Annotated in this window: 24 protein-coding genes; 5 read left to right on the top strand and 19 right to left on the bottom strand. The window is 66.8% G+C overall.

Translation table 11 applies throughout. The annotated features are described in order from the left end of the window. Positions 1 to 30: 30 nt before the first annotated feature. From IEX43_RS05030 to IEX43_RS05000, 7 genes are all read right to left on the bottom strand, one after another. Entirely contained in the window at positions 31 to 324 is a 294-nt protein-coding gene (locus IEX43_RS05030; RefSeq protein ID WP_188809343.1) for a YciI family protein, read from the bottom strand. Between the two features lie 97 nt (positions 325 to 421). Next, a complete protein-coding gene (locus tag IEX43_RS05025; RefSeq protein ID WP_188809342.1) occupies positions 422 to 937 on the bottom strand; it encodes a hypothetical protein in 516 nt (171 codons plus the stop codon). Further along, positions 934 to 1,611: a MarR family transcriptional regulator gene (locus IEX43_RS05020; RefSeq protein WP_188809341.1), complete on the bottom strand. Its 678-nt coding sequence runs from the start codon at positions 1,609 to 1,611 to the stop codon at positions 934 to 936. Before IEX43_RS05020 ends, IEX43_RS05025 begins: the two co-directional genes overlap by 4 nt. Positions 1,612 to 1,777: 166 nt before the next feature. After that, on the bottom strand, positions 1,778 to 3,109 hold the full coding sequence (locus IEX43_RS05015) for a M50 family metallopeptidase (RefSeq protein ID WP_188809340.1): 1,332 nt from the start codon (positions 3,107 to 3,109) through the stop codon (positions 1,778 to 1,780). Positions 3,110 to 3,126: 17 nt separating this feature from the next. Continuing rightward, complete coding sequence (dxr, locus tag IEX43_RS05010; protein ID WP_188809339.1) at positions 3,127 to 4,311, bottom strand: 1-deoxy-D-xylulose-5-phosphate reductoisomerase; 1,185 nt, start codon at positions 4,309 to 4,311, stop codon at positions 3,127 to 3,129. A gap of 34 nt (positions 4,312 to 4,345) precedes the next feature. Continuing rightward, positions 4,346 to 5,431, bottom strand: coding sequence for an NAD(P)/FAD-dependent oxidoreductase (locus IEX43_RS05005; protein ID WP_188809338.1), 1,086 nt, complete (start codon positions 5,429 to 5,431; stop codon positions 4,346 to 4,348). Positions 5,432 to 5,479: 48 nt separating this feature from the next. Then, a complete protein-coding gene (locus IEX43_RS05000) occupies positions 5,480 to 6,223 on the bottom strand; it encodes a TSUP family transporter (protein ID WP_188809337.1) in 744 nt (247 codons plus the stop codon). Positions 6,224 to 6,299: 76 nt separating this feature from the next. Between IEX43_RS05000 and IEX43_RS04995 the strand changes: the two genes are divergently transcribed. After that, positions 6,300 to 7,766, top strand: a complete 1,467-nt coding sequence (locus IEX43_RS04995) for a lipase maturation factor family protein (protein ID WP_188809336.1) — start codon at positions 6,300 to 6,302, stop codon at positions 7,764 to 7,766. Positions 7,767 to 7,775: 9 nt separating this feature from the next. On the opposite strand, the gene IEX43_RS04990 is transcribed toward IEX43_RS04995, so the two are convergent. Genes IEX43_RS04990 through IEX43_RS04960 form a run of 7 tightly spaced genes read right to left on the bottom strand, consistent with a single transcriptional unit; the run spans position 7,776 to position 15,886 of the window. After that, on the bottom strand, positions 7,776 to 8,615 hold the full coding sequence (locus tag IEX43_RS04990; RefSeq protein WP_188809335.1) for an HpcH/HpaI aldolase/citrate lyase family protein: 840 nt from the start codon (positions 8,613 to 8,615) through the stop codon (positions 7,776 to 7,778). Next, positions 8,612 to 9,178 (bottom strand): MaoC family dehydratase, encoded by a 567-nt coding sequence (locus IEX43_RS04985; protein WP_188809334.1) that lies wholly within the window; start codon positions 9,176 to 9,178, stop codon positions 8,612 to 8,614. The genes IEX43_RS04990 and IEX43_RS04985 overlap by 4 nt, the downstream gene beginning before the upstream one ends. Beyond that, positions 9,175 to 9,942: a CoA transferase subunit B gene (locus IEX43_RS04980; RefSeq protein ID WP_229666314.1), complete on the bottom strand. Its 768-nt coding sequence runs from the start codon at positions 9,940 to 9,942 to the stop codon at positions 9,175 to 9,177. The genes IEX43_RS04985 and IEX43_RS04980 overlap by 4 nt, the downstream gene beginning before the upstream one ends. 2 nt (positions 9,943 to 9,944) lie before the next feature. Continuing rightward, the gene (locus IEX43_RS04975) at positions 9,945 to 10,754 is read right to left on the bottom strand and encodes a CoA transferase subunit A (RefSeq protein ID WP_188809333.1); all 810 of its coding nucleotides are present in this window, start codon (positions 10,752 to 10,754) and stop codon (positions 9,945 to 9,947) included. A 49-nt stretch (positions 10,755 to 10,803) separates the two neighbouring features. Then, positions 10,804 to 11,979: an acyl-CoA dehydrogenase family protein gene (locus IEX43_RS04970; RefSeq protein WP_188809332.1), complete on the bottom strand. Its 1,176-nt coding sequence runs from the start codon at positions 11,977 to 11,979 to the stop codon at positions 10,804 to 10,806. Positions 11,980 to 11,981: 2 nt separating this feature from the next. Further along, a complete protein-coding gene (locus tag IEX43_RS04965; RefSeq protein ID WP_188809331.1) occupies positions 11,982 to 14,270 on the bottom strand; it encodes an acetyl/propionyl/methylcrotonyl-CoA carboxylase subunit alpha in 2,289 nt (762 codons plus the stop codon). A gap of 8 nt (positions 14,271 to 14,278) precedes the next feature. Beyond that, complete coding sequence (locus IEX43_RS04960) at positions 14,279 to 15,886, bottom strand: carboxyl transferase domain-containing protein (protein WP_188809330.1); 1,608 nt, start codon at positions 15,884 to 15,886, stop codon at positions 14,279 to 14,281. A gap of 144 nt (positions 15,887 to 16,030) precedes the next feature. On the opposite strand from IEX43_RS04960, the gene IEX43_RS04955 reads away from it, so the two are divergent. Then, positions 16,031 to 16,738, top strand: coding sequence for an SACE_7040 family transcriptional regulator (locus IEX43_RS04955; RefSeq protein ID WP_188809329.1), 708 nt, complete (start codon positions 16,031 to 16,033; stop codon positions 16,736 to 16,738). A 72-nt stretch (positions 16,739 to 16,810) separates the two neighbouring features. Here the strand turns inward: IEX43_RS04955 and IEX43_RS04950 are convergent, their stop codons facing one another. From IEX43_RS04950 to pdhA, 3 genes are read right to left on the bottom strand one after another with little or no spacing between them, the layout of a single operon-like run. Next, on the bottom strand, positions 16,811 to 18,334 hold the full coding sequence (locus IEX43_RS04950; protein ID WP_188809328.1) for a dihydrolipoamide acetyltransferase family protein: 1,524 nt from the start codon (positions 18,332 to 18,334) through the stop codon (positions 16,811 to 16,813). Next, positions 18,331 to 19,341, bottom strand: a complete 1,011-nt coding sequence (locus IEX43_RS04945) for an alpha-ketoacid dehydrogenase subunit beta (RefSeq protein WP_188809327.1) — start codon at positions 19,339 to 19,341, stop codon at positions 18,331 to 18,333. The genes IEX43_RS04950 and IEX43_RS04945 overlap by 4 nt, the downstream gene beginning before the upstream one ends. Continuing rightward, positions 19,341 to 20,510, bottom strand: a complete 1,170-nt coding sequence (pdhA, locus tag IEX43_RS04940; RefSeq protein ID WP_188809326.1) for a pyruvate dehydrogenase (acetyl-transferring) E1 component subunit alpha — start codon at positions 20,508 to 20,510, stop codon at positions 19,341 to 19,343. Before pdhA ends, IEX43_RS04945 begins: the two co-directional genes overlap by 1 nt. 195 nt (positions 20,511 to 20,705) lie before the next feature. On the opposite strand from pdhA, the gene IEX43_RS04935 reads away from it, so the two are divergent. Then, the gene (locus IEX43_RS04935) at positions 20,706 to 21,179 is read left to right on the top strand and encodes an Lrp/AsnC family transcriptional regulator (protein ID WP_188809325.1); all 474 of its coding nucleotides are present in this window, start codon (positions 20,706 to 20,708) and stop codon (positions 21,177 to 21,179) included. A 163-nt stretch (positions 21,180 to 21,342) separates the two neighbouring features. Further along, positions 21,343 to 21,897 (top strand): hypothetical protein, encoded by a 555-nt coding sequence (locus IEX43_RS04930; RefSeq protein WP_188809324.1) that lies wholly within the window; start codon positions 21,343 to 21,345, stop codon positions 21,895 to 21,897. A gap of 82 nt (positions 21,898 to 21,979) precedes the next feature. Here the strand turns inward: IEX43_RS04930 and IEX43_RS04925 are convergent, their stop codons facing one another. Next, positions 21,980 to 23,596, bottom strand: coding sequence for a solute symporter family protein (locus IEX43_RS04925; RefSeq protein WP_188809323.1), 1,617 nt, complete (start codon positions 23,594 to 23,596; stop codon positions 21,980 to 21,982). Next, positions 23,593 to 23,973: a DUF485 domain-containing protein gene (locus IEX43_RS04920; protein WP_066274718.1), complete on the bottom strand. Its 381-nt coding sequence runs from the start codon at positions 23,971 to 23,973 to the stop codon at positions 23,593 to 23,595. Before IEX43_RS04920 ends, IEX43_RS04925 begins: the two co-directional genes overlap by 4 nt. 182 nt (positions 23,974 to 24,155) lie before the next feature. Here IEX43_RS04920 and IEX43_RS04915 point away from each other — a divergent pair, with 182 nt between their 5' ends. Continuing rightward, on the top strand, positions 24,156 to 25,352 hold the full coding sequence (locus IEX43_RS04915) for a sensor histidine kinase (RefSeq protein WP_066280479.1): 1,197 nt from the start codon (positions 24,156 to 24,158) through the stop codon (positions 25,350 to 25,352). The last annotated feature ends 41 nt before the right edge of the window (positions 25,353 to 25,393 follow it).

Here is a 25,393-nt window from a genome sequence, read left to right as displayed (position 1 = left end):
ACTCCTAGAGATTGAAAAAAGGGAGGTGGCTTAGGCGGTGAGGCCGGCGAGCACGCCGATGATGGGTGACCACTCCGTGATGCGTGTCCCGGCTACGACTCCGGCAGCGGCGAAGGGATCCTGCTTGAGGATCGAGTTGAGGGCGGCCTCGTCTGCTGCCTTGAAAATCAGCAGCGCGCCGGCCCCGTCACCGTATGGTCCGCTGGCAAGGACGGCACCGTCCTCCGCAAGGCCCGAGAGCCATTCGCGGTGCGCTGCCCGGGCTGCGTTGCGGTCTTCTGTGGAATCGGCGGCATAAACGTACTCAACGGCAAAAACTGTCATACCGCTACCCTATCTCCCTGCCTGCCTTCGCACCCATCCGGAGGGTGGACGCGCCCGGCCGGAGGGGCGGCGTGGCAGCTGTCAGGGATGCCTGCGTTCAGGCCAGGAAGAGGACCTTGATGGCTGCGGCTGTTCCCGCCGCCCACAGCATGGACGCCAGCGTTCCAATTATGAACCGTTCAGCAGCCACCGGCGTTTCCTTGAGCTCCGCGAACCTGCCCAGGCCCTTGATGGCCACAATGTAGGCGATGGCCACCGGCTGGCCGGTGAGGATGGCGAGGCAGACTCCCAGCCGCTCGAGGATTCCGATAATGGCACCGCCCCGAAGGATGCGCTGGGCGGGAGCGGCCGCCCCGGAGCCGGCAAGGCCCGACGGCGGCGTGTCGGCAGCTGCGGTCAGCTCTCCGTCGACGCCCTGGGACCCGCCCGCTGGCGGCAGGTCAACTGTCACATCCGCGGACGGATCTTCGGCGGCCCTTTTGGCTTCCTCCGCAGCCTTGGCTGCGTCTGCCCTGTCATCGATGGTCCTGGCCAGCCGGAACACCAGCGCGGTCACTGGCCACCCGGCGAATCCGGCAACGAGCAGCGCAACCGTAATCCAGAGTACGTTCACGGGTTTCCTTCCGTTGAAGTGCGGGCGGCCAGGGAATGGGCGTAGTCCAGCAGCATGGCGGCTGCCGGCCTCGCCGCCCATTCTTCCTGCCACCCGGACCTCAGCACGGCCCGGCTCACCGACTGTTCGGTTATTCCCAACTCCCGGGCCACCTGCTTCTGGCTGCCATGCCTGGCTTCACCCTGGGCGGCCCGCAGCCGGTCCACCACCCGCCACTGGGCGTCGGTGCGCTGCTGCACCAGGCGTCCAATCAAGCGAAGCACCGCCTGGGCATTTGCGCTGGCCATGGCGTCCTCCCCGGCATGGGCTTGAAGATCCTTACTGCGGACCATGGTGCCGGACACCACTGACAACGGAACCTGGCCGGCGGCACCCTTGGCGAGTTCCACGGCTTTGCGTGCCGCCACAAAGCCGCTTCCGGAGCCCTCACGCGGGCTGGCACCTGGTACCAGCCCCACCGCCCCGATTCCTATGCCCACGTACCAGTGCCCGTCGCGGAGCGCGTGCAGTGCCACATCCACCACATCGGCGGCCTGTTCCACGACCCCCTGGAGTTCGTCGCCCACCGAACGTTCAAAGGGCACGGGCGTAAGGTTCCGCAGGGCGGTTATCAGCTCAGGGACGCGGTCAATATCGGACGTGCTGCCCTGCTGGTCGATCGTGAGGACGTACATGCCCCAACCGTACGCGGGTGACGATCCCCGATCAAACATATTTGGCTGATTATTTACTATCAGTCGAAATAGGCTGATTTTTGATAATCACCCCGCAGGAGCTAACTCCCGCTCCTGCGGGGCTGAACCACGCCGGGCTTCTCCTGGTCAGGCTGGGCTCCAGGTGTCAGCCGAAGAGGTTCACCGGCTTCACGATGTCAGCGTAGATAAGGAGGGCGCTCATGCCCATCAGCAGGGCGGCCACCACGTAGGTCACCGGCAGCAGCTTGGCGATGTCGAAGGCGCCCGGGTCAGGTTTGCCAAACAGCTTGGCCACCTGGCGCCGGGCCCCCTCGTACAGGGCACCGGCAACGTGGCCGCCGTCGAGGGGCAGCAGCGGTATCAGGTTGAAGACCGCGAGTGCGAAGTTCAGGCCCGCCAGCAGCCCGACCAGTGCGGCCAGCCGGGACTGCACCGGGATTTCTTCCATGGCGGCCACTTCCCCGGCGACCCGTCCTACGCCCACCACGCTGATGGGGCCGTTGGGGTCGCGGGGTTCCTCGCTGAAGGCAGCCTTTGCCACACCCACCACGCGGGCGGGCAGGTTGAAGACCACCCCTGCCACCTGGCGGATGTTCTCCCCCGCCATGGGCAGGACGGACGACGCCGGCTGGGCCACAAGTTCGGTCTGGGAGCCGATGCCCAGGAAGCCGACGTCCTGGTAGCGGAGGGTGCCGGCGTCGTCCGTTTCCTGCCGGCCGTCCGCCCCGATGACGGGCCGGGCCGAGAGCACCGGGGTCACCGTGGTGGACACCTGGGCACCGTCCCGCTCAACGGTGATGCCCACCTCGCGCCCCGCGGAGGCCCGGATCCATTCCGTCAGCTGGTCCCAGCCGGTCACGGCTTTGCCGTCGAAGGAGGTGATCCTGTCGTTCGGTTTGAGGCCGGCCGCGGCAGCGGGCGTGGGCTGGCAGTCCGCCGAATCCGGGTCCACGGTCTCCCCCGCCGCCACCTGGCATTTGGACACCTCGGAGATGGTGGTGGTGGCCGTGGCCATGCCAAAGCCCATGAGCAGGACCGCGGTGAGGAGCACGCCGAGGACCATGTTCATGGCCGGGCCGCCCAGCATCACGATGACCTTCTTCCAGACCGGAAGCCGGTAGAACACCCGCTTTTCGTCACCTGGCCCCACTTCCTCGTGGGCCATGGACCTGGCTTCGGTGGCAAGGGTCTGGAACATGCCGGTGCTGGAGGGGCGGACGGACCCGTCGTCCTTGTTGGGCGGGTACATGCCGATCATGGACACGAAGCCGCCCAGCGGGATGGCCTTCACCCCGTATTCGGTTTCACCCTTCCGCCTGGACCAGAGGGTGGGGCCGAAGCCGATCATGTATTTGGTGACGCGGACCTTGAACAGCTTGGCGGGCACCAGGTGCCCTACTTCGTGCAGCGCGATGGACACGGCAATGCCGATCGCCACAAAGACGACGCCGAGGACAAAAAGGAGGACGGGGGTCATGGACGTGCTGCTGCTTCCTAGAGACTTCTGACTGCTAAACGTTCATTGGCGCGGGCACGTGCCCAGCTTTCAGCATCCAGCACTGACTCCACTGTCAGCCCGGAGGACCCTGGGTGTTTGCTGAGGACGGCATCGATCGTGTCCACGATGTCCGTGAACCTAATGCGCCCGGCGTGGAAAGCTGTGACGGCTTCCTCATTCGCGGCGTTGAACACGGCGGGAAACGTGCTGCCCTGCCTCGCTGCGTGCTTGGCAAGTCCGACGGCGGGAAAGGCTTCCGTGTCCAGCGGCTCGAACGTCCAGGTGGCTGCCCGCGTCCAGTCGCAGGCGGCCGCCGCTCCCGGCACCCGGTCCGGCCAGCCCAGCCCCAGGGCGATGGGAAGGCGCATGTCGGGCGGGGACGCCTGGGCGATGATGGACCCGTCGATGAACTGCACCATGGAGTGCACCACGGACTGGGGATGGACCACCACGTCGATGCGGTCAAGCGGCACGTCGAAGAGCAGGTGTGCCTCGATGACTTCCAGGCCCTTGTTGACGAGCGTGGCGGAGTTGGTGGTGACCATGACCCCCATGTCCCAGGTGGGGTGGGCCAGCGCTTCCTGGGGGGTCACCCCATGCAGCTCGTCCCTGCTCCTGCCGCGGAAAGGACCGCCGGATGCTGTGAGGATCAGTTTTTCCACTTCCGCGGCCGAGCCCGAGCGCAGGCACTGGGCGATCGCTGAGTGCTCGGAGTCAACGGGGACGATCTGGCCCTCCCGGGCTGCCGCCTTCACCAGCGATCCGCCCACGATGAGGGATTCCTTGTTGGCCAGGGCAAGCGTGGCCCCGGAATTCAAGGCCGCCAGCGTGGGTGCCAGGCCGATCGATCCGGTGATTCCATTGAGCACCACGTCCGCTTCAACGCCGGCGATCCGGGTGGAGGCGTCCGGTCCGGCGAAGATTTCGGGCCGGTAGCCGGGCTTTCCTGCCGCCGCGGCAGCGTCGGCAATGAGCGATGCCAGCGTTCCGGGGTCACCGTAGGCAATGCCGATGACCGACGCGCCAGTGTGCACCGCCTGGCGGGCGAGGAGCTCCAGGTTCCCTCCCCCGGCGCTGAGGGCCACTACCTCGAAAAGGTGCGGGGCGCCGTCGACGACGTCAATCGCCTGGGTGCCGATGGAACCGGTGGATCCGAGGAGGACGATTCTGCGTGGCTGCATTGCTTAAGTATCGCGCACCGTGGTGCCCGGCCGTTCAGGACTTTCCGAGCTGTGATTCAGGCCGCAGGACAGCGGGAACGACGCCGGACAGTGCTGTTTCTGCCAGCGCCTCCCCCAGCGCCGGTGCCTGCTTGAAGAGGTTGTGCCCGGCCACGGCGCTGACGCTGCCGGCAGACCAGATTCCCACGCCGTCATCGCCCCACGGCAGTCGCGTCACCCAGCAGTGGACGTAGCCGTCCGGTTCGGGATCCAGGCCGGGCAGTGCCGTCCTTACGTAGGCCGCCGCACGGGCCGACAGTGATTCCAGGGCAGCGGGATCGGCGAGGCTCCCGTCCTGGCGCACGTCTGTTGTTTCGCTCAGGCCCACCGCGTAACGCCGGTTGTCGGCCGAGGGCGCAGCATAGACGCCGGTTTCACCGAATACTCCGCTGCCGTCCTGGAATGTTGGCAGCGGAGCGGACGCGCCATCCCGCACACGGAACGTCACCCGGGCATGCGCGGCGTGTTCAACGGGTATGTCCAGCCCCGCGCCCCGGGCCAGCGCTGCCGTCCCGCGGCCGGCGCACAGGACCGCATGGTCGAACCGGTCTACCCGTGTCCCGGTGCGGACCTCCACACTGCGGCCGGCAGGCCGGACAGTCAGCACGTGGTCCGCCACGAGGGCGTCCTCAAGTGTCCCGGCCAGGGCGCGGAACGCGGCGCGGGTGCGGATTGCCCCGCCCTGGGCATCGAACATCGCCTTGCCCTGGAAGTCCGCGAGGATCGGCAGCGCCGCCGCGAGTTCTGCCGGTGCCAGCAGCCTCACTGGAATCTCCGGCAGGCCGCTGAGAACGCGGAGCTTGTCCTCCACGCTGTCCCCAATAGCCACCGCACCGGCGCCGGAGACCAGTTCCACACCGAACTCCGCCTCCCACTCCCGCCAGAGGGCGCGGCTGTGACGCACGAACGCGGCCAGCCGGACGTCGTCGTGGGCGTGCCGGAAGATCCTCGACTCCCCGGCGGACTGTCCTGAGCCCGGGGTCCCGGACTCGTAGACGATGACGTCCACACCCGCCTTCTGGAGGGCATGGGCTGTGGACAGCCCGACGATACCTGCACCTATTACCGCAACACGTGTCATGGATCCAGCAAAACATGTTTGTGCAGCCCGGCGCACCGGGCCAAGCACTCAGGCGGCCGCGAGTTCCACCAGGCCCTTGGCCAGCGTGGCCACGGCACCCAGGTAGGCAATGACCGTGACGATGCGGCGGGCGGACGCGGGGCGCACCCGGCCGGCCAGCAGGTCCCCCGCAACGATGCCCGCAATCATCGCTGCCAGGATCGCCAGCCACTGCCAGCCTTCCAAGGCAGGGACGTGCCCGCCGGACAGCACGTACTTGCTGAGCAGCGACGTGAACCCTGTGGTGATGAAGTACGGCTGCAGGGTGGCGCTGAAGCTCTTCTGCTCCCAGCGGGTGGCGATGGCATAGGCCGTGATGGCAGGACCGCCAACGCCCGCGGCGGCATTCATCAGGCCGCTGGAAAACCCCAGGGATGCCATGGGGACCGGGCCGCTGGCGCGCCAGGAACTCCTGGTCAGCCGCTGGGACGCGAGCAGGGCGATGAGGAGCAGGACGCCGATGCAGATCTGCAGCGGGGCCTCCGGCACGTTGCTTGCCAGCCAGGCACCGGGCAATACGCCGGCCAGTGCTGCGAGCGCCAGCCCGAAGTACTTCTTCCAGGCCACGTGCCGCCACACCCGGGAGAGGATAAGGAGCGATGACGTGGCACCGCAGAGGTTGACGATCATCACGCCGTCGAAGGGGCCCAGGAGCACCACCAGCACCGGGGAAACGAGCAGCCCAAAGCCCAGGCCCGCGATCCGCTGGGCCAGCGCGCCTGCAATAACGGCGATCAGCACCAGCACGAACATCCCTCGATCCTAGTGGCATCCCCTGGCGGCATCCTTCTGTGGCATCCCTGACGGGCGTCGGCGTAACGTGGAGTGCGTGGACTGGCTCTCCTGGTTCGATGCGCCGGAATACGAATTCGCGCGGCAGGTGCTGCAGCGGGGTGTGGCGGCCCTGTACTTCGTCGCGTTCCTGTCCTCGCTGAACCAGTTCCCGGCGCTCCTGGGTGAGCGTGGCCTCCTCCCGGTACCTGACTTCCTGTCCGGCTTCAGCCGCCTGCGGCGGCCCACCCTGTTCCGCTGGCGGTACACGGACCGGCTGCTGCGCTGGGTGTGTGCCACCGGGCTGCTGGTGTCGGCGCTGCTGGTGGCCGGCATCCCGCAGCAGGGCCCGCCCTGGGTTCCACTCATCGCGTTCCTGGCCCTGTGGCTGCTGTATATGTCCATCGTCAATGTGGGACAGACGTTCTACGGCTTCGGCTGGGAGATGCTGCTCCTGGAGGCCGGCTTCACCGTCGCTTTCCTGGGCTCGGACCAGACCGACCCGCCGCGCACCATCCTGATCCTGATCGTGTGGCTGGTGTTCCGGCTGGAATTCGGTGCCGGGATGATCAAGATCCGCGGCGGCCAGGAGTGGCGTGACCTGACGGCCCTGTACTACCACCACGAGACCCAGCCGATGCCGGGGCCGCTGAGCCGCCAGGCGCACCTCCTGCCGAGGCCCCTGCACAAGGTTGAAGTCCTCGGCAACCACTTCGCCCAGCTGGTGGTGCCGTTCTTCCTGTTCGCACCCCAGCCCGTCGCCAGCGTGGCCGCGGGGATCGTCATTTTCACGCAGCTGTGGCTGGTGGCCACAGGCAACTTCGCCTGGCTGAACTGGATTGCCATCGTGCTCGCCTTCGCCGCCGTTAGCGATCCCGTTGCGCATGCCGTGCTGCCGGCCATCCCCCTGGACTGGCACGGCCAGGCCGGCGTGGAGAGGGAGACTCCCCTGTGGTGGCTGGCCCTCACCCAGGCCACGCTGCTGCTGGTGGTCCTCAGCTACTGGCCGCTGCGCAACCTTTTCTCCCGCCGCCAGCTGATGAATGCCAGCTTCAACCGGTGGCAGCTGGTCAATACCTACGGGGCATTCGGCACCGTCACCAAGCAGCGGATTGAGATTGTGGTGGAGGGAACCCTCGACGAGGATCCGGACGAGTCCTCCGACTGGCGGGAGTACGGTTTCAGGGGCAAGCCGGGTGATGTCCGCAGGCTCCCCCGGCAGTGGGCGCCCTACCACCTGCGGCTTGACTGGCTGATGTGGTTCCTGCCGCTGAGGACCGTCCACGAGGAATGGTTCTACGCCTTCCTGGGAAAGCTGCTGGAGGCGGACCGGCAGACCCTGCGGCTCCTCCGCCATGACCCGTTCGACGGCGCACCGCCGCGCTGGGTGCGCGTGCGCAGCTACCACTACCGGTTTGCCGGCCGGAAAGAGTTCCGGGAGACCGGGAACCGCTGGGTGCGGACGCTGCTCTACGAGCCGATTCCGCCGCTGTCACTGCGGCTCCCGCCCGGGCAGATGGGATGAGCCGGGCGGCTAACCGATGGCCTGGGCGCGGCGGATGATTTCCTGGGCGTGCTTGAGGATGGGACCGTCGATCATCTTTCCTTGGTGCTTGAACACTCCCGAGCCGGCGGCTGCTGCAGCCTCGAGGAGGGCTTCAGCATCCGCGACGTCGGCGGCGGAGGGTGCGTAGGCGGCCCGGACCACGGCGGCCTGGCTCGGATGAATGCACGCTTTGGAGCTGAAGCCGGAGGCCACGGCGTCGGCCGCTTCCTCCTCCAGCCCGGCAAGATCCGGGATGTCCGTGTACACCGCGTCCACCGCCTCCTTGCCGTGGGCGCGCGCAGCCAGCAGCACGGCGGAACGGGCGTGCAGCGCCACGGCCCGGTAACCGCCGTCGGCCTTCCTGCTGGACGTGCCGCCCAGCGATGCCAGCAGGTCCTCTGCCCCCCACATCAGGCCCACCACGTTGGGGGCGGCTGCCATGGCGGGGGCGTTGAGGACTCCCAGCGCTGTTTCACACAGAGCGATGACCTTGTAGCCGTCCAGGGCTTCGAGCTGCTGGACGGTTTCCGCTTTGGCCAGCATGACCGTCCGGTAGGGCGTGTGGGCCAGGCAGTGAAGATCCTTCTCGAACTCCTCGGTGCCCGCGGGATTCACCCGCACGATGGTGCAGCTGGGTTCCAGCTCCGGTTCCACCCCCGTGGTTCCCAGCTGGGCGAGGATGGCGCCGCGGGCGCGCTGCTTGTCCGCCGGCGCCACGGCGTCTTCAAGGTCCAGGATCACGGCGTCCGCCCTGGCAGCGGCCTTCTGGTAGCGCTCGGGCCGGTCGGCGGGGCAGAACAGCAGGGCGGGACCCATTACAAAAGTCATACCGGCATTGTCTCCTGTCCGTTCCCCTGCCCTCTGCCGGGCTGGCCCGTATGGGCCTCCCGCGTCCACATCAGGCAGCTCCGCGTGGCAAGTGCCACCACCGTGCCGTCCTGGTTGCGGCCTGTGTGCTCCATGGTGACGATTCCCTGCCCGGGCCGGGAGCCCGAGAGCCGCTTTCCGCTGATGACCGTCTCGGTGTAAAGCGTGTCACCGTGGTAGAGCGGGTGCGGAAAGGAAACATCAGTAAGGCCAAGCTGCGCAATGATGGTCCCCTGGGTCAGCTGGGAAACGGACTGTCCCACCATGGTGGCCAGGGTGAACATGGAGTTCATGAGGCGCTGGCCGAAGGGCTGCCCGGCGCTCCAGGCGGCATCCAGGTGCAGGGCCTGGGTGTTCATGGTGAGCGTGGTGAACAGGACGTTGTCCGCCTCTGTCACGGTGCGGCCAGGGCGGTGGGCGTACGTGACCCCTTCTTCCAGTTCCTCGAAGTACAGTCCCCGCTGTTCGACCACCCGCGGTTCCCCGCCGGTTGAGCCTGCCGCAGCACCGCCACCGCCGCTCATACGGTCAGTTCCTGGTCCTCTTCGAACAGCTCGGCCCCGGTGGCGGCGGCCACGTCCTCCGCTGACACGTTGGGCGCCAGCTCGCGCAGCACCAGCCGGGACCCGTATTCGTCCGCCACGACGTCGATGACGGCCAGGTCCGTGATGATCCGGTCCACGCAGCCTTTGCCGGTCAGCGGCAGGGAGCACTCCTGGACGATCTTCGGGTTCCCGTTGCGGTCCACGTGCTCCATCATCACGATGACCTTCTTGGCGCCGAACACCAGGTCCATGGCGCCGCCCATTCCCTTGACCATCTTGCCCGGAATCATCCAGTTGGCCAGGTCACCGTTGGCGGCCACCTCCATGGCGCCCAGGACGGCCACGTCCACGTGGCCGCCGCGGATCATGCCGAAGGAAGAAGCCGAATCGAAGAACGCGGCACCTTTGTTGACGGTGACTGTCTCCTTGCCCGCGTTGATCAGGTCCGGATCAATGGCGTTTTCCTCCGGATAGGGGCCGACGCCGAGGATTCCGTTCTCCGAGTGGAGCACCACTTCCACGCCATCGGGGATGTAGTTGGGGATGAGGGTGGGCATGCCGATGCCCAGGTTGACGTACTGGCCGTTGCTGAGCTCCTTGGCCACCCGGGCCGCCAGTTCGTTCCGGGTCCACCCTTTGGCGCCGGCTCCGTCAGCCTCCACCTCGTGCTGCTGCGCGGCCGCCCGGCGGTACTCTGGCCGCACGCCTTCGGGCCGGGGAGCGTCGGGGCTGTTGGGGTCCATGGCTATGCTCCTGCCTGCCGGGGGCTGCCGGCGTTGTGTGCGGATGCTGCCTGTCCGGGCCGGGCCAGGGCCACGGTCCGTTTTTCGATGCGTTTCTCAGCGTTTGCGGCGAGGACCACACGCTGGACGAAGATGCCAGGGGTGTGGATGTGTTCCGGGTCCAGCTCGCCCGGCTCCACGAGCTCCTCCACCTCGGCAATGGTGATCCTGCCGGCCATGGCACACAGGGGGTTGAAGTTCATGGCGGTGGCGTGGAAGACCAGGTTTCCGTGCCGGTCCCCTTTCCATGCATGGACAAGCCCGAAGTCCGGGGTCAGGGCTTCCTCCAGCACATAGTCGACCCCGCCAAAGGAGCGCACCTCCTTAGGCGCGGAAGCCACGGCAATCCCGCCCTCGGCGTCGTACTTTTGGGGCAGCCCGCCCTCCGATACCTGCGTGCCCACCCCTGCCTTGGTGTAGAAGCCAGGGATCCCGGCGCCGCCGGCGCGCAGCTTCTCGGCCAGGGTGCCCTGCGGGGTGAGCACCACCTCAAGCTCACCCGCCAGGTACTGCCGGGCGAACTCCTTGTTCTCGCCCACGTAGGAGCTGATGGTGCGGCGGATCCGCGCGTCCCGGAGCAGGATGCCGAGTCCCCAGTCGTCCACGCCGCAGTTGTTGCTGATGGTTTCCAGGTTTGTTGTGCCTGCCCGGTGCAGTGCGTCAATGAGGGTGACCGGGATTCCACAGAGGCCGAATCCGCCCACGGCCAGGGAGGCGCCGTCCGGGATGTCCGCTATGGCTTCGTCAGCGCTGGCAACAACCTTGTCAATCATCGGTGATCCTCTCAGGCGGGCTACGGTGCCAGTTACTACAGTGCCAGTACTACAGACCCAGTTCGCGGGCGATCAGCATCAGCTGCACCTCCGTGGTGCCTTCCCCCACTTCAAGGATCTTGGAGTCGCGGTAGTGGCGTGCCACGGTGAACTCGTTGATGAAGCCATAGCCGCCGAATACCTGGGTGGCATCCCGCGCGTTGTCCATGGCTGCCTCGCCTGCGACCATCTTAGCGATGGCTGCCTGGGTCTTGAACGGCTTTCCGGCAAGCATGCGGAACGCCGCATCGTAGTACGCCAGGCGGGCGGTGTGGGCACGGGCCTCCATGCGTGCGATCTTGAAGGAGATGGCCTGGTACTTGCCGATCTGGTGGCCGAAGGCGCTGCGCTCCTTGGCGTACTTGACTGACAGGTCCACGCAGCCCTGTGCTGCGCCCGCAGCCAGCGCGGCAATGGCGATCCGCCCTTCATCGAGGATGGACAGGAAATTGGCGTAGCCGCGGCCCTCCGCTCCGAGCAGGTTCCCTTCCGGAACGCGGACATCCTTCAGCGTCAGCGGGTGGGTGTCCGAGGCGTTCCAGCCCACTTTGTTGTACGGTTTTTCCGCCTTGAAACCGGGAGTGTCCGTGGGCACCAGGATGGTGGAGATTTCCTTCTGCACCGTGCCGTCCCCGCGGTCCTTCTGCCCGGTAACAGCGGTGACCGTCACCAGCCGGGTGATGTCCGTTCCGGAGTTGGTGATGAACTCCTTATTGCCGTTGATCACCCACTCTGTCTTGTCTCCGACGGTCTCGCGCCGCGCCGTGGTTTTGGTGCCGCCCGCGTCCGATCCGGCTTCCGGTTCGGTCAGCCCGAATCCGGCGAGCGCCTGGCCGGACGCGAGCATGGGCAGCCACTCCTGTTTCTGGGCGTCCGTGCCAAAGCGGTAGATGGGCATGGCTCCCAGCGAGACGCCGGCTTCCAGGGTGATGGCCACGGACTGGTCCACCCGGCCCAGCTGCTCCAGGGCGAGGGCCAGGGCAAAGTAGTCCCCGCCCATGCCGCCGAATTCCTCGGGGAAGGGCAGCCCGAACAGCCCCATTTCCGCCATCTGCTTGACCACGCCGTACGGGAAGCTGTGCTCTTCGTCGTGCTTGGCGGACACCGGCGCCACCACGTTGTCCGCGAAGTCCCGGACCGTGTCGCTGAGGTCCTGGTATTCCTCGTTGAGTTCAAAACCTGCCATGCCTAGGCTCCTTCGCCATTGGGTGTGTCTGTTTCTGCGCCCGTATCTTCGCCTGCGGCGCCTGTGTGGGGGTGGATGGTGGCCAGCACCTGGTCCGCCTTCACCAGGTCGCCGGGGCGGGCGGTGAGATGGACGGTGCCGTCCAGCGGGGCCACCAGCTGGTGCTCCATCTTCATGGCCTCGACCGAGACGAGAAGCTGGCCGGCCGCCACGGTGTCCCCGTCACTGACCGGAACGGAGACCACTGTTCCCGGCATGGGTGAACGCACCGCGGGATCGGTGGCGCCCTCCTCCCGCTGGAGGGCCGCAAGCACCCGGTCAAGCCTCGCTTCGCGGCTCAGTACGTCCAGCCGGCAGGACCAGCCCCCATTGCCCAGGAACAGTTCCGCGGGTATGCCGACAACTGGCGAATCACGGGTTGGGTCGGCCGGGCCGCGGAAGACCGACGCAATGGAGTACGTACTGGTGCGGCCGTCGAGGGTCAGCACTGCCTGCCGCCGGGAGGGGAATTCCAGCCGCGCCGGCCGGGCAGGCCCGTCCCCCACGGCCACGAGGAACATCCTCCCGGAAACAGTGCCGTCCGAAGCCGTGCCGTCCGGAACAGCGCCGTCCCTGTCCCCGCCCGCATCCCGGGCGCCGCTGACCCGCACGGCCGTAACGCCGCCGTCGGGCGTTCCCAGGCTGACCAGGCGCGGCGCCTGCGCGCCGAGCCGCCAGCCGTTGCGTGCCTGCCAGGGCCCCGGGGCCGGCGGCGTGTTGTTCTGTTCCTCCATGGCGAGGGTGAAGAGCGCTGCCGCCGCCAGCTCGGCGTCGGCAGCCCTCCGGAAGGACAAACCGGGCAGTTTGCGTTCGATCAGCCCGGTCTCCAGCCGCCCGGCGCGGACATCGGCATCATTGATCAGCAGCCGCAGGTATTCCACATTGGTGTCCAGGCCGAGCGCCGTATAGCCGGCGAGCGCCGCATCCAGGGTGTCCAGGGCGGCTGTACGGTCCTCCCCCCACGCGATGACCTTGGAAATCATGGGGTCGTAGCTGGAGGAAACCTCCACACCCTCCACCAGGGACGAGTCCACCCGCACCCTGCCGCGGGGCGTTTCCGTTGCCACGCGGGCGGGGGCACTGGGACGTTGCTGTGGACCGGGCAGTTCGTCCAGCAGCAGCACCGTTCCGGTGGAAGGCAGGAAGTTCCTCTCGGGTACCTCTGCGTAGACGCGCGCTTCCGCGGCGTGGCCGTGAAGTTCGACGTCGGCCTGCCGGACGGTGAGTTCCCCGCCGGCGGCGATCCGCACCTGCCACTCGACGAGGTCGATGCCGGTAACCATCTCGGTGACGGGATGCTCAACCTGCAGCCTGGTGTTCATCTCCATGAAGTAGAACTGGTCCGGCGCGTCGTCGGAGACGAGGAATTCGACCGTTCCCGCGCCGCTGTAGTTCACGCTGCGGGCCGCGCTGCAGGCAGCTTCACCGATCCGGGCGCGGATGGCGGCGCCGTCGGGCAGGGCCTCGAGCAGCGGCGACGGCGCCTCCTCGATGACCTTCTGGTGCCGCCGCTGCAGTGAACATTCGCGTTCGCCCAGGTGGATAACGTTGCCGTGGTTGTCCGCCAGGACCTGCACCTCAATGTGCCGCGGGGTGGTGACCAGGCGTTCCAGGAACAGGGTGTCGTCGCCGAAGGCGCTGGCCGCCACCCGCCTGGCCGTGGCCAGCGTGGCCGCAAGGTCTTCTGGGCGCTGCACCACATGCATGCCCTTGCCCCCGCCGCCCGCGGAGGGCTTGATCAGCAGCGGAAAACCCACGCCGGCGGCCGCGTCAACCAGCTGCGCATCGGTCATCCCCGGTTTTGCCACGCCGGGCACCACGGGGACGCCGTAGCCCGCCACATGGTTCTTGGACCGGATCTTGTCCCCCATGATGTTCAGGGCCTCCACGCCCGGGCCGATGAACGCGATCCCGGCCTGTTCCAGGGCCCGGGCGAATTCCACGTTCTCGCTGAGGAAGCCGTAGCCGGGGTGCACCGCCTCCGCCCCGGTCCTGCGGCAGGCATCGATGATCGCCCCGATGTTCAGGTAGCTCTCCGTGGCCGCTGCCGGGCCGATCCTGACGGCGGTCTCCGCTTCGCGCACGTGCCGGGCACCGGCGTCGGCATCGCTGTAGACGGCCACCGGACGGATGCCCAGCGCCCTGAGAGTCCGGATCACGCGGCAGGCGATTTCGCCGCGGTTGGCCACCAGGACAGTTCCGAACATCGGCCGGGTGGCGGCGGGCGTTCCGGTAAGGGAAGGTGTGGTCATGTGCTCGCTCACATCCTGAAGAGGCCGAATGAGGTTTCCGGCAACGGCGTACGGGCCACCACGTCCAGTGCCAGGCCCAGGACGGTGCGTGTATCGGCAGGATCGATCACTCCGTCATCCCAGAGGCGGGCTGTGGAGTAGTACGGGCTGCCCTGGTCCTCGTACTGCCGGCGGATGGGTTCCTTGAAGGCTTCCTCGTCCTCGGCGGACCAATCCTGTCCGGCGGCTTCGTACTGGTCCCGTTTGACGGTGGCGAGCACGCTGGAGGCCTGGTTGCCGCCCATGACCGAGATCCGGGCGGCCGGCCACATCCACAGGAACCGTGGTGAGTAGGCACGCCCGCACATGGAGTAATTGCCGGCGCCGAAGGAACCACCAATGACCACTGTCAGCTTGGGTACCCGGGCGGTGGCTACGGCGGTGACCATCTTGGCCCCGTTCTTGGCGATGCCGCCCTGTTCCGAGTCCCTGCCCACCATGAAGCCGGAGATGTTCTGCAGGAAGACCAGCGGGATGCCGCGCTGGTCGCAGAGTTCGACGAAGTGGGCCCCCTTGAGGGAGGATTCGCTGAAGAGCACGCCGTTGTTGGCCACGATCCCCACCGGGTGCCCGTGCAGCCGCGCGAACCCGGTGACCAGCGTGGCGCCGTACTCCTTCTTGAATTCGTGGAACCGGCTGCCGTCCACCAGCCGGGCAATGACCTCATGGACGTCGTAGGCGGCGTTGACGTCCGTGGGGACGGCACCGTAAAGCTCCGCCTGCGCAGCTGTTGGTTCGACGGCGGCGTCCACCTCCCAGGCGGGCGGCGCAGAGGGCGGGAGCGTGGACACGATGTCCCGGATGATCTGCAGCGCGTGCTCGTCGTTTTCGGCGAGGTGGTCGGTGACGCCGGAGATCCTCGAATGCACTTCCCCGCCGCCGAGCTCCTCCGGCGTGACGATTTCGCCGATCGCAGCCTTCACAAGCGGCGGCCCGCCCAGGAAGATGGTGCCCTGGTTGCGGACAATCACTGTTTCGTCGCTCATGGCAGGCACGTACGCGCCGCCGGCCGTGCAGGACCCCATGACCGAGGCGATCTGGGGAATCTTGGCCGCTGACAGCCGGGCCTGGTTGTAGAAGATGCGGCCGAAGTGGTCCCGGTCCGGAAACACCTCGTCCTGCTTGGGCAGGAAAGCGCCGCCGGAATCCACCAGGTAGATGCACGGAAGCCTGTTCTCGAGGGCTATTTCCTGGGCCCGCAGGTGTTTCTTCACCGTCAGCGGATAGTACGTCCCGCCTTTGACGGTGGCGTCGTTGGAAATCACCAGCACGTGGCGGCCGTGGACCAGGCCGATGCCTGCAATGACCCCCGCGCCGGGGGCCTCGTTGTTGTACATGCCGTTGGCTGCCAGCGGGGCGATTTCGAGGAACGGGCTGCCGTCATCCAGGAGCCGGTCGATGCGCTCGCGGGGCAGGAGCTTGCCCCTGCCGGTGTGCCGCTGCCTCGACTTTTCCGGTCCGCCCAGGGCAGCGTCCGCGAGCCTTTTCCGCAGGTCCTCCGTCAGCAGCAGCTGCGCTTCGCGGTTTGCCAGGAAAGTGCTGCTGGCGGGGTCGATCCTGCTGGCAAGGGTCTCCATCGACGCGTCCTGTTCCTGTTCCGGCCGGGGGCAAGAAGCCAACTCGGTTAGTGCTCAATAACTGAAATTCAGGTTAGTCTCGATTAACTGTGATGTCCAACACGACAGCTGCCTTGCTAGACTTCCGGGGTCCGAGGAGGAATTGTGCCAAGCACCGACGCCGCTGCGGCCAGCAGCACAACCCAGCCCGGCAGCGCAACCCGGCCCAGCAGCCCACCCGAGCCCGCCAGGCCAAACCAGTCCACCAGCACAACCCAACGCAGCCGGGCCAAGGAGAACCGCCGCCAGGCGCTCCTGTCCGCTGCAGCTTCGCTGTTTGCGCTGCACGGGTTCAGCCGTGTCTCCCTGGAGGATCTGGGGGCTGCCGCCGGCGTCAGCGGCCCGGCCGTATACCGCCACTTTCCCGGCAAACAGGCGGTCCTGGCGGACCTGCTGGTCACCGTCAGCCAGGAACTCCTGGACGGCGGGCGCCGGGTGGCGGCAGAAAATGCGGATCCCCTGGTGGCCCTGCGCGGCCTGGTGGCGTTCCAGGTGGACTTCGCGCTGGGCAAGCCGGACGTCATCAGGGTCCAGGACAGGGATTTCAGCTGCCTCTCCGATGAGGACCAGGAGGCGGTCAGGACCCTTCAAAGGAGCTATGTGGAGGTGTGGGTGGAGGTCCTCGCGGGGCTCCGTCCCGAGACCGACGCTTCGGAGCTCCGGATGCGGGCCCATGCCACGTTCGGGCTCATCAACTCCACCCCCCACTCGGTCCGAAGCCACGGCCGGAAGATGGCGTCCGGAACAGCCCGGCCCTTGCTCGAGAGCATGGCCCTCGCCGCACTGCTGGCGGACTGCCACACCAACCACTGAATCCGGAGTTTGTCCAGGTATGCAGGCTTAAACCGGCTGGAACCCTGCATATCTGGACAAAAACTACCCGGGTCACACCATGGTCAGCACCAGGCCGGGGTCAGCAAGGATGGCACCGACGTCCGCAAGGAAGCGCGAGCCCTGTTCGCCGTCCACCAGCCGGTGGTCGAAGGAGAGGCTGAGGGTCATCACCTGGCGCAGGGCAACTTTCCCGCGGTCCTCCCAAGGCATCTTTCGCACGGCTCCCAGGGCGAGGATCGCCGCTTCGCCCGGGTTCAGGATGGGGGTGCCGGCATCAATGCCAAAAACACCGATATTGGTGATCGAGATTGTCCCTCCGGACAGATCGGGTGGCGCGGTTTTGCCGGCACGGGCTGTGTCCGCGAGCGCCGAGAGCGCTTCCGCCAGGCGGACCAGGGACAACGAATCCGCATCCTTGATGTTGGGTACCGTCAGCCCCCGGGGCGTGGCGGCTGCTATGCCCAGGTTCACGTAATGGAACGTGACGATCTCTTGGTTCTCCCCGTCCCAGCGCGAGTTGAGCGCAGGATTCCGCCGGAGGGCGATCAGCACCGCTTTCGCGGCCAGGGTCAGCGGAGTGAGCTTGACGCCCGCAAACTCCTTGCTGTCCCGAAGCCTCGCCAGCAGCTCCATGGAAGGAGTGACGTCGACGGTCAGGAATTCAGTGGCATGCGGCGCGGTGAAAGCACTCTGCACCATGGCGGCGGCCGTGAACTTGCGGACCCCCTTGATGGCCGTGCGCGTTTCCCGCTCACCCTGGCCGGCCCGCACACCCGCAAGGTCCGCGGCATCCCCGCCGGCCGACCCTGCGTCCGCAGACTGGCTGCCCATGAAGTGCTGGACGTCCTCCCGGGTAATCAGTCCCTGGGGTCCAGTGCCGGTAACCCTGGCCAGGTCCACGCCAAGGTCTTTGGCCAGCTTCCGGACAGGAGGAGTGGACCGTGGGCGCTCGCCTGCGAGCTGGCCCGTCGCAGCCGCGGTGTGCTCAACCGCGGGAGTTTTGTCTGTGTCACGCGTGGTCTCCGCGGGCATGGGGTCGGCAGGCATGATCTCGGCAGGCGTGGTTGCCGCGGGCCTGGTTTCCGCAGGCAGGGCATCGGCAGGACCAGCCGCCGGGAAGGTCCGCGGGCGCCGTGCGGGCCGGCCGGTGCTTTCGACGACGGCACCGTAGCCCACGAGGTTTGGCTCCCTCTTGGGGGTCCCGGCGGAGCTCTCCCCCGTTGCCTGCCCCGCGGCCCTGCCAACATCCTCGACCGCATCCTGGCCCGCATCCCTGGCCCCAGCAGAGGCGCCGCCTGTCCCGGACGGTGCCGGGCCGGCGTCATCCGCCACCTCGAAGGAGACGATCGGCTTGCCCACCTCCACGACGGCGCCCGGCTGTTCGTGGAGCTCCCTGATAACCCCGGCAAACGGGGACGGGAGCTCCACCACTGCCTTGGCAGTCTCAACCTCGGCGATCACCTGGTTGAGGGTGACGGTATCGCCCACCCCCACCTTCCAGCTGAGGATCTCCGATTCGGTGAGGCCTTCGCCCAGGTCCGGCAGCCGGAATTCCTTGATCATGGTCCCGCTCATCCTTCCAGCCCGCTGAGGGAGTTCGGCCGGCCCAGGGCACGGTCCACGCCGTCCAGGATCCGGTCCAGGCCCGGCAGGTGGTGCATCTCAAGCTTTGAGTATGGGTAGGGAATATCGAACCCGGTGACCCGGACAGGTGCCGCCTCCAGGTGGTAGAAGCACCGCTCGGTAATGCTGGCGGCCACTTCCGCCCCCAGGCCGCCCGATTGTGCGGCCTCGTGGGTGATGACCAGGTGCCCGGTCCTGCGGACGGAGGCCACAATTGTTTCGTAGTCCACCGGTGCCAGCGAGCGCAGGTCGATGACCTCGATGGAGACTCCTTCATCGGCGGCGGCCGACGCGGCGTCCAGAGCCGTCTTTACAAGCGGGCCGTAAGCCACCAGCGTGACGTCGGTGCCCTGGGTGAGGACGCGCGCCTGGCCCATGGGCACGGGAGCGGCGTGGTCAAGGGACTCATCAACGTCGCCTTTGTCGTGGTAACGCCGCTTGGGCTCGAAGTAGAGCACGGGGTCATCGCAGGAGATGGCCTGCTGGATCACCGTGTAGGCATCCTGCGGGCTGGAAACTGTGACCACGCGCAGGCCGGATGTGTGCGTGAAGTAGGCCTCCGGCGATTCGGAGTGGTGCTCGGGAGAGCCGATCCCGCCGCCGAACGGAACCCTGATGGTGATGGGCATCTTGACTGCCCCGCGGGTGCGGTAGTGGAGCTTGGCCACCTGGCTGACGATCTGGTCGAACGCCGGATAGATGAATCCGTCGAACTGGATCTCCACCACTGGGCGGTACCCGCGGTAGGCGAGGCCGACGGCGGTGCCCACAATGGCTGATTCGGCCAGGGGGGTATCCACCACCCGGTGCGTGCCGAAGTCCTTCTGCAGCCCGTCGGTCACCCGGAACACGCCGCCGAGGGTGCCGATGTCCTCACCCATGAGCACCACTTTGGGGTCGTTCTCCAGGGACTTCCGCAGGCCCGCGTTGATGGCGCGGGCAAAGGTCATCTGGGTCATCAGCGTGCACCTTCTTCTGAAACGGCTCCTGCGGGATCACCGAAGGTGGCCAGGTAACGGGCGTAGTGGTCCTGCTGCCGGTCCAGCCACGAGTTGGGCGTGCTGTAGACGTTCTTGAAAACGTCCAGGGGCTCCGGGTCCGGCATGGTGGTGCAGCCCGTCCGCATCTCGCGTGCCACGGCGTCGGCCTTGTCCTTAACGTCTTGCTGCAGTTCCGCGGACAGCAGGCCCTTCCGCTCGAGAAGAGCGGCTATCCGGCTGATCGGGTCCCGGGCCGCCCAGTCCTCGAGTTCGTTGGCGTCGCGGTAGCGCGTTGGGTCATCCGCCGTGGTGTGCGGGCCCATGCGGTAACTGACGGCCTCGATGAACGTGGGGCCGCCGCCGCGGCGGGCCCGGTCCAGGGCCACGCGGGTGGCTGCCATCACGGCCAGGACGTCGTTGCCGTCCACGCGCAGGCTGGGGATGCCGAATCCGGCTGCCCTATCGGCCAGCTGGATGTGCGACTGGAGCCGTACGGGCTCGGAGATGGCCCAGTGGTTGTTGGTGCAGAAGAACACCACGGGCACCTGGAAACTTGCCGCGAAGACCATGGCCTCGTTGACATCGCCCTCGCTGGTGGCACCGTCACCGAAATAGGTCACGGCGACGGAATCGGCGCCGTCATTCTGGATGCCCATTGCATAGCCGGTGGCGTGGAGGGTCTGGGCGCCGATGATGATCTGCGGGGTGGCCATGTTGATGGTGTAGGGATCCCAGCCCGAGGACGCAGTGCCGCGCCATACCCGGAGGATGTCCGTCAGGTCCACTCCCCGGCAGTAGGCCACCCCGTTCTCCCGGTAGCTGGAGAACACAAAGTCGTCCGTGCGGAGCGCCCGGCCCGAACCGATCTGCGCGGCTTCCTGCCCCAGCAGCGGCGGCCACAGTCCGAGTTCGCCCTGCCGCTGCAGGGCAGTTGCCTCGACGTCGATGCGCCGGATCACGGTCATGTCCTCGTAGAGGGAACACAACTGCTCGTCAGTGACATCCCTGACCCAATAGTCGAACTCCGGGTGGCTGATCCGCTCTCCGGTTGGGGTGACCAGTTGGACCAGATCCCGCCCCTGCCCATGGGGGTGCCGGGCGCTGTTGGGGGCGGCTGGTCCGCCCTGGCCCGTTTCGTCTGTAGACACGATAGCCCGCAACCTTCTCACGTCGTTGACCCGCGGTTTTGGGACTTGTGGCCCCTTCAGCCGCCGGCCGCCCGGGCGCCGTTGCCCCGGATATTTGTGACCCTACTCACAATGCTCAGGAGGTACAACTACCGGCGCGATCACTGAGCAAAATGCTCTGCGGAAGGGCATGGGACCGTGCTAGCGTTGCGCATTATGCAAGCCTTGGATGGCACCGATGCCCGCCTGCTCTCCGCCCTGGCCCAGGATGCGCGGCAAACCGTTGTGGCACTTGCCCAGAAGCTTGGCCTCTCCCGGAACACCGTGCAGGCGCGGATGGCGCAGCTGGAGAAGAAACATGTCTTCCTGTCCTTCGAACGGCGCATCAATCCGGCGGCCCTGGGCTACCCGCTGATGGCCTTCATCTCCGTCCATGTCCAGCAGCAGCGGCTCGCCCAGCTGGCGAAGGAACTCGCTGACATTCCCGAGATCCTCGAGGGCTATGGCCTGACCGGTTCGGCGGACCTGCTGCTGCGCGTGGTGGCGGTGGACGCCGAGGACCTGTTCCGGATCAACGGGAAAATCCTGGCGTGCGAAGGCGTGGACCGGACCGACACGGCGCTTGCCATGGGAGAGCTTATTCCCTTCCGCGTCCAGCCCCTCCTTGAACGTGGACCCGGGCGGGCTTAGCAGCCGGCGCCCCCAATGGCGGAAAGCACGACGGCGGCGGGGGCTGGAGTTCGGACCAGGCGGGCCGCGCTATAGGCTGAATGCCAGTTAATTGGCGGGACAGGCCCAGCGCCGCCCCGCATCCAGGCGGTGCGCTGCACCATTTTTCCGGAAAGGCTCCACCTTGAGCACTCCCCAGGAACCGTTTCAGCCGGGCCACGCCGGGCCGGCGTCCCCGCAGCTGTCACATCCTCCCTACTACGGGCAGGAACAGGCATCCCCGTTCGGGCTTCCGGGGCAGCCTCCGCCCAGGAGCCGGCGGAAACTGTGGATCATCCTGGCTGGCGCCGGCGGCGTCCTCCTCCTGGTGGTCCTGGGCATAGTCATTTTGGTGAACGTGGTGGGCAGCGCCACCAACCAGGCCCGGGGGCTGGCTGACGGCTTCACCAAGCTGGTCCTCGCCGGAGACAGCTCAAGGGCCTACGACGAATACCTTGACCCCGCCCTCCAGGAGCAGCTGTCCAAGGAAGCGTTCATTGAGGGGGTTAACAGTCTTGGGATGGATGAAACCTGCACACCGGACTACAGGGACCTCAACGTGGTCACCGAGAACGGCGTGAAGTCTGCAAATGTTGCCGGGCTCATCGCCTGCGACGGCAAAGAAGTGGACCTCGCCTACCGCTTCGAGGGCACTGAAGAACTCAGGATGACCGAAATCAAGCTGCGGCCGGCAGGCTAACGGGAGCCTCAGGCAGCACAACAAAGCCTCCGCACCGGAAAACTTGTTCCCGGTGCGGAGGCTTTGTTATTGAGCCGTCAGGTCAGTGGTCGACGGCCTTTTCGGCACCCACCCCCGTAAGGGAGCGGACTTCCATTTCGGCCTGCTTGGCGGTGTCCTCCCGCTTCTTGTCGAGCGTCGTTCCGAGCCAGCCCAGGAAGAAGGCGAGGGGGATGGACACGATGCCCGGGTTGCTCAGCGGGAAGAGTGCGAAGTTGGCGTCCTTAATCATGGATGTTGCTCCGCCGGAAACCACCGGCGAGAAGATGATCAGGATGATCGCGGAACCCAGGCCGCCGTACATGCTCCAGACCGCACCCTGGGTGGTGAACTTCCGCCAGAACAGGGAGTAGACGATCGTGGGCAGGTTGGCGGAGGCGGCGACGGCGAATGCGAGCGCCACGAGGAACGCCACGTTCTGTCCGTTGGCAAGAATGCCGCCCAGGATGGCGAGGACGCCGATGACCACAACGGTGCGCCGGGCCACCTTCACCTCGGTGTCGGCGTCGGCCTTGCCCTTGGAAATGACGCTGGCGTAGATGTCATGGGCAAAGGAGGCGGCAGCCGTGATGGTCAGGCCGGCCACAACGGCGAGGATGGTGGCGAAGGCCACGGCCGAGATGAAGCCCAGCAGCAGCGGCCCACCCAGGTAGAAGGCCAGCAGCGGGGCAGCCGAGTTCACGCCGCCCGGTGCGCCCTTGATGGTCTCAGCACCCACCAGGGCAGCTGCACCGTAACCAAGCACCAGGGTGAAGAGGTAGAACAGGCCGATCAGCCAAATTGACCACACCACGGACTTACGGGCTTCCTTGGCCGTGGGGACTGTGTAGAAGCGCATGAGTACGTGCGGCAGTGCTGCGGTGCCCAGGACCAGGGCGAGGCCAAGTGACATGAAGTCGATCTTCGAGGTTTCCGTCTTGCCGTACTGCAGGCCGGGATTCAGGACAGCCGGGTTGTTGGCCGTCTCCACTGCGGCGCCCAGAAGGCTGGAGAGGTTGAAGCCGTAGATTGCCAGGACCCACAGGGTCATGACGGCTGCGCCCGCGATCAGCAGGATGGCCTTGATGATCTGCACCCAGGTGGTGCCCTTCATGCCGCCGATCAGGACGTACATGATCATCAGGGCGCCGACGACGATGATCACCAGGGCCTGGCCGCCCCAATCGCTGATGCCCAGCAGCAGCGAGATCAGGCTTCCTGCGCCTGCCATCTGGGCCAGGAGGTAGAAGAAGCAGACGGCGAGGGTGGAGATGGCGGCGGCAATGCGGACGGGCCGCTGCTTCAGCCTGAAGGACAGCACATCGGCCATGGTGAACTTGCCGGTGTTGCGCAGGAGCTCCGCAACGAGCAGCAGTGCTACAAGCCAGGCCACCAGGAAGCCAATGGAGTACATGAAGCCGTCGTAGCCGTTGATGGCGATGGCGCCGGTAATGCCCAGGAAGGAGGCGGCGGAAAGGTAGTCGCCGGCGATGGCGGTTCCGTTCTGCGAGCCGGTGAAGGAGCGGCCGGCCGCGTAGTAGTCCGCGGCGGTCTTGTTGTTCCGGCTGGCGCGGAGCACGATCACCATGGTGACGGCCACGAAGATGCCGAAGATGCCCATGTTGAGCAGCGTGGTTTCCTTGAGGGCGGCCACGTCCACCGCTGTTGCGATATTGATCATTTGGTGACTCCGCCTACTCGGTTTCCGTGCTTATCGAATTCGTGGCCCTCGATCTCGTCCCGGATTTCCTTGGCGATGGGGTCGAGGCGCTTGTTGGAGTAGTGGACGTACCAGCCGGTGATGGCGAACGTGGAGACGAACTGGAGCAGGCCGAGGATCAGGCCCACGTTGATGTTGCCCCAGACCTTGGTGGACATGAAGTCCACGGCATAGTCGGCGAGCAGGACATATGCGAAGTACCACAGCAGGAATGCGACTGCCATGGGGAAGACAAAGCTGCGGTGACGCTTGCGCAGTTCCTTGAACTGCTCCGTCGACTGGACCTGCTCGAAGTCCACGGACGCCGCTGCGTCCGGAGTGTGGGCATCGTTACCCATCGTTCCTCCTCGTTGAGACTTGCCTGAACACACCCAACGGCAGGCCCGGAAGACGGGATACCGCAAATGTGACTGCAATCACTCTGCGGGCTGCATCCCGCCAGTTCCAGTGCCTGCAGGCCTGCGGGCGCTCAACGGTCGGGATGCTGCGACAAACGGCACCCGCGGCTACGCTGGGCACCATGCCGGACTCCCCCCTCCTGACCGCCGCGGCCGTGGCCGTCATCGCCATGGCCATCGCCGTCGTCGTCGGCGTGGGGCTCAAGGTACTCAGGTCCTTCCGCGACCTGGGCACTGATGCTGAACGCGCCACTTACCACACCCTGCATGCCGCGTCCCAGGCGGGCCAGCACCTGCGCCGGGGCCTCAACCCCGCCGGCGCTGCCAAGGCCAGCCGCCAGCTGCGCACCCTGCTGGGCTGTGACGCCCTGGCCATCATGGACACCTCCGGAGTGCTGGCGTGGGACGGTGCCGGCGAGGACCTGAAGCCGCGGATGATGGATCTTGCTGCCGGGGTCCTGGCCAGCGGCCGGACAGCTGTCCTTCCGGCCGGGGAGGCAGGCGCCGCCACGGAGGCCACCGGCGGCCCGCTTGCCGCCGTGATCGCACCGGTGCGTGCCGGCACCCGGGTGGTGGGCGCCGTCGCCGCCTTCGCTCCCTCCGCCGGCGCGGGGCTGGTCAGGGCCACCAGCGAAGTGGCGGACTGGGTGGCCGTGCAGGTGGAACTCGCGGAGCTGGACGCCTCCCGCACCCAGCTGATGGAGGCCGAGGTGCGGGCCCTGCGCGCGCAGATCAGCCCGCATTTCATCTACAACTCGCTCAATGCCATCGCATCCTTCATCAACACGGACCCAGCCCGCGCCCGCGAGCTGGTGGTTGAGTTCGCCGACTTCACCCGGTACTCGTTCCGGCGGCACGGGGACTTCACCACGCTGGCTGAGGAACTCCGCTGCATCGACCGGTACCTGCTGCTGGAACGCGCCCGGTTCGGTGAACGGGTGCAGGTCAGCCTGCGGGTGGCGCCGGAAGTGCTCAGCACCGTTATCCCGTTCCTCAGCCTGCAGCCGCTGGTGGAGAACGCGGTCCGGCACGGGCTCGAGGCCAAGGAGGGGCCGGGACACATCAGTATCACCGCCAACGACGCCGGCGCGTTCGCGGAGGTGACCATCGAGGACGACGGCGTGGGCATGGATCCGGAGCAGCTGCAGTCCATGCTGGCCGGCCACACGGACGGCGAACATGTGGGCCTGCGCAACGTCGATGCCCGCCTCCGCCAGGTCTACGGCAACGACCACGGGCTGGTCATCGAGACCGCGCCCGGCGAGGGAACCCTGATTACCATGCGGGTCCCCAAGTCCCAGCCCGGGCACGATGCGTGACCCTGGCGGGGCCCTGCACGCGGGTGCCGGCACGGTGTCAC

Origin of the sequence: Pseudarthrobacter polychromogenes, from assembly GCF_014644495.1 — a bacterium.
Lineage (GTDB): Bacteria > Actinomycetota > Actinomycetes > Actinomycetales > Micrococcaceae > Arthrobacter > Arthrobacter polychromogenes.
Note: the sequence above shows the minus strand (reverse complement) of the source record. Positions and strands in the feature narration are given on the sequence as shown.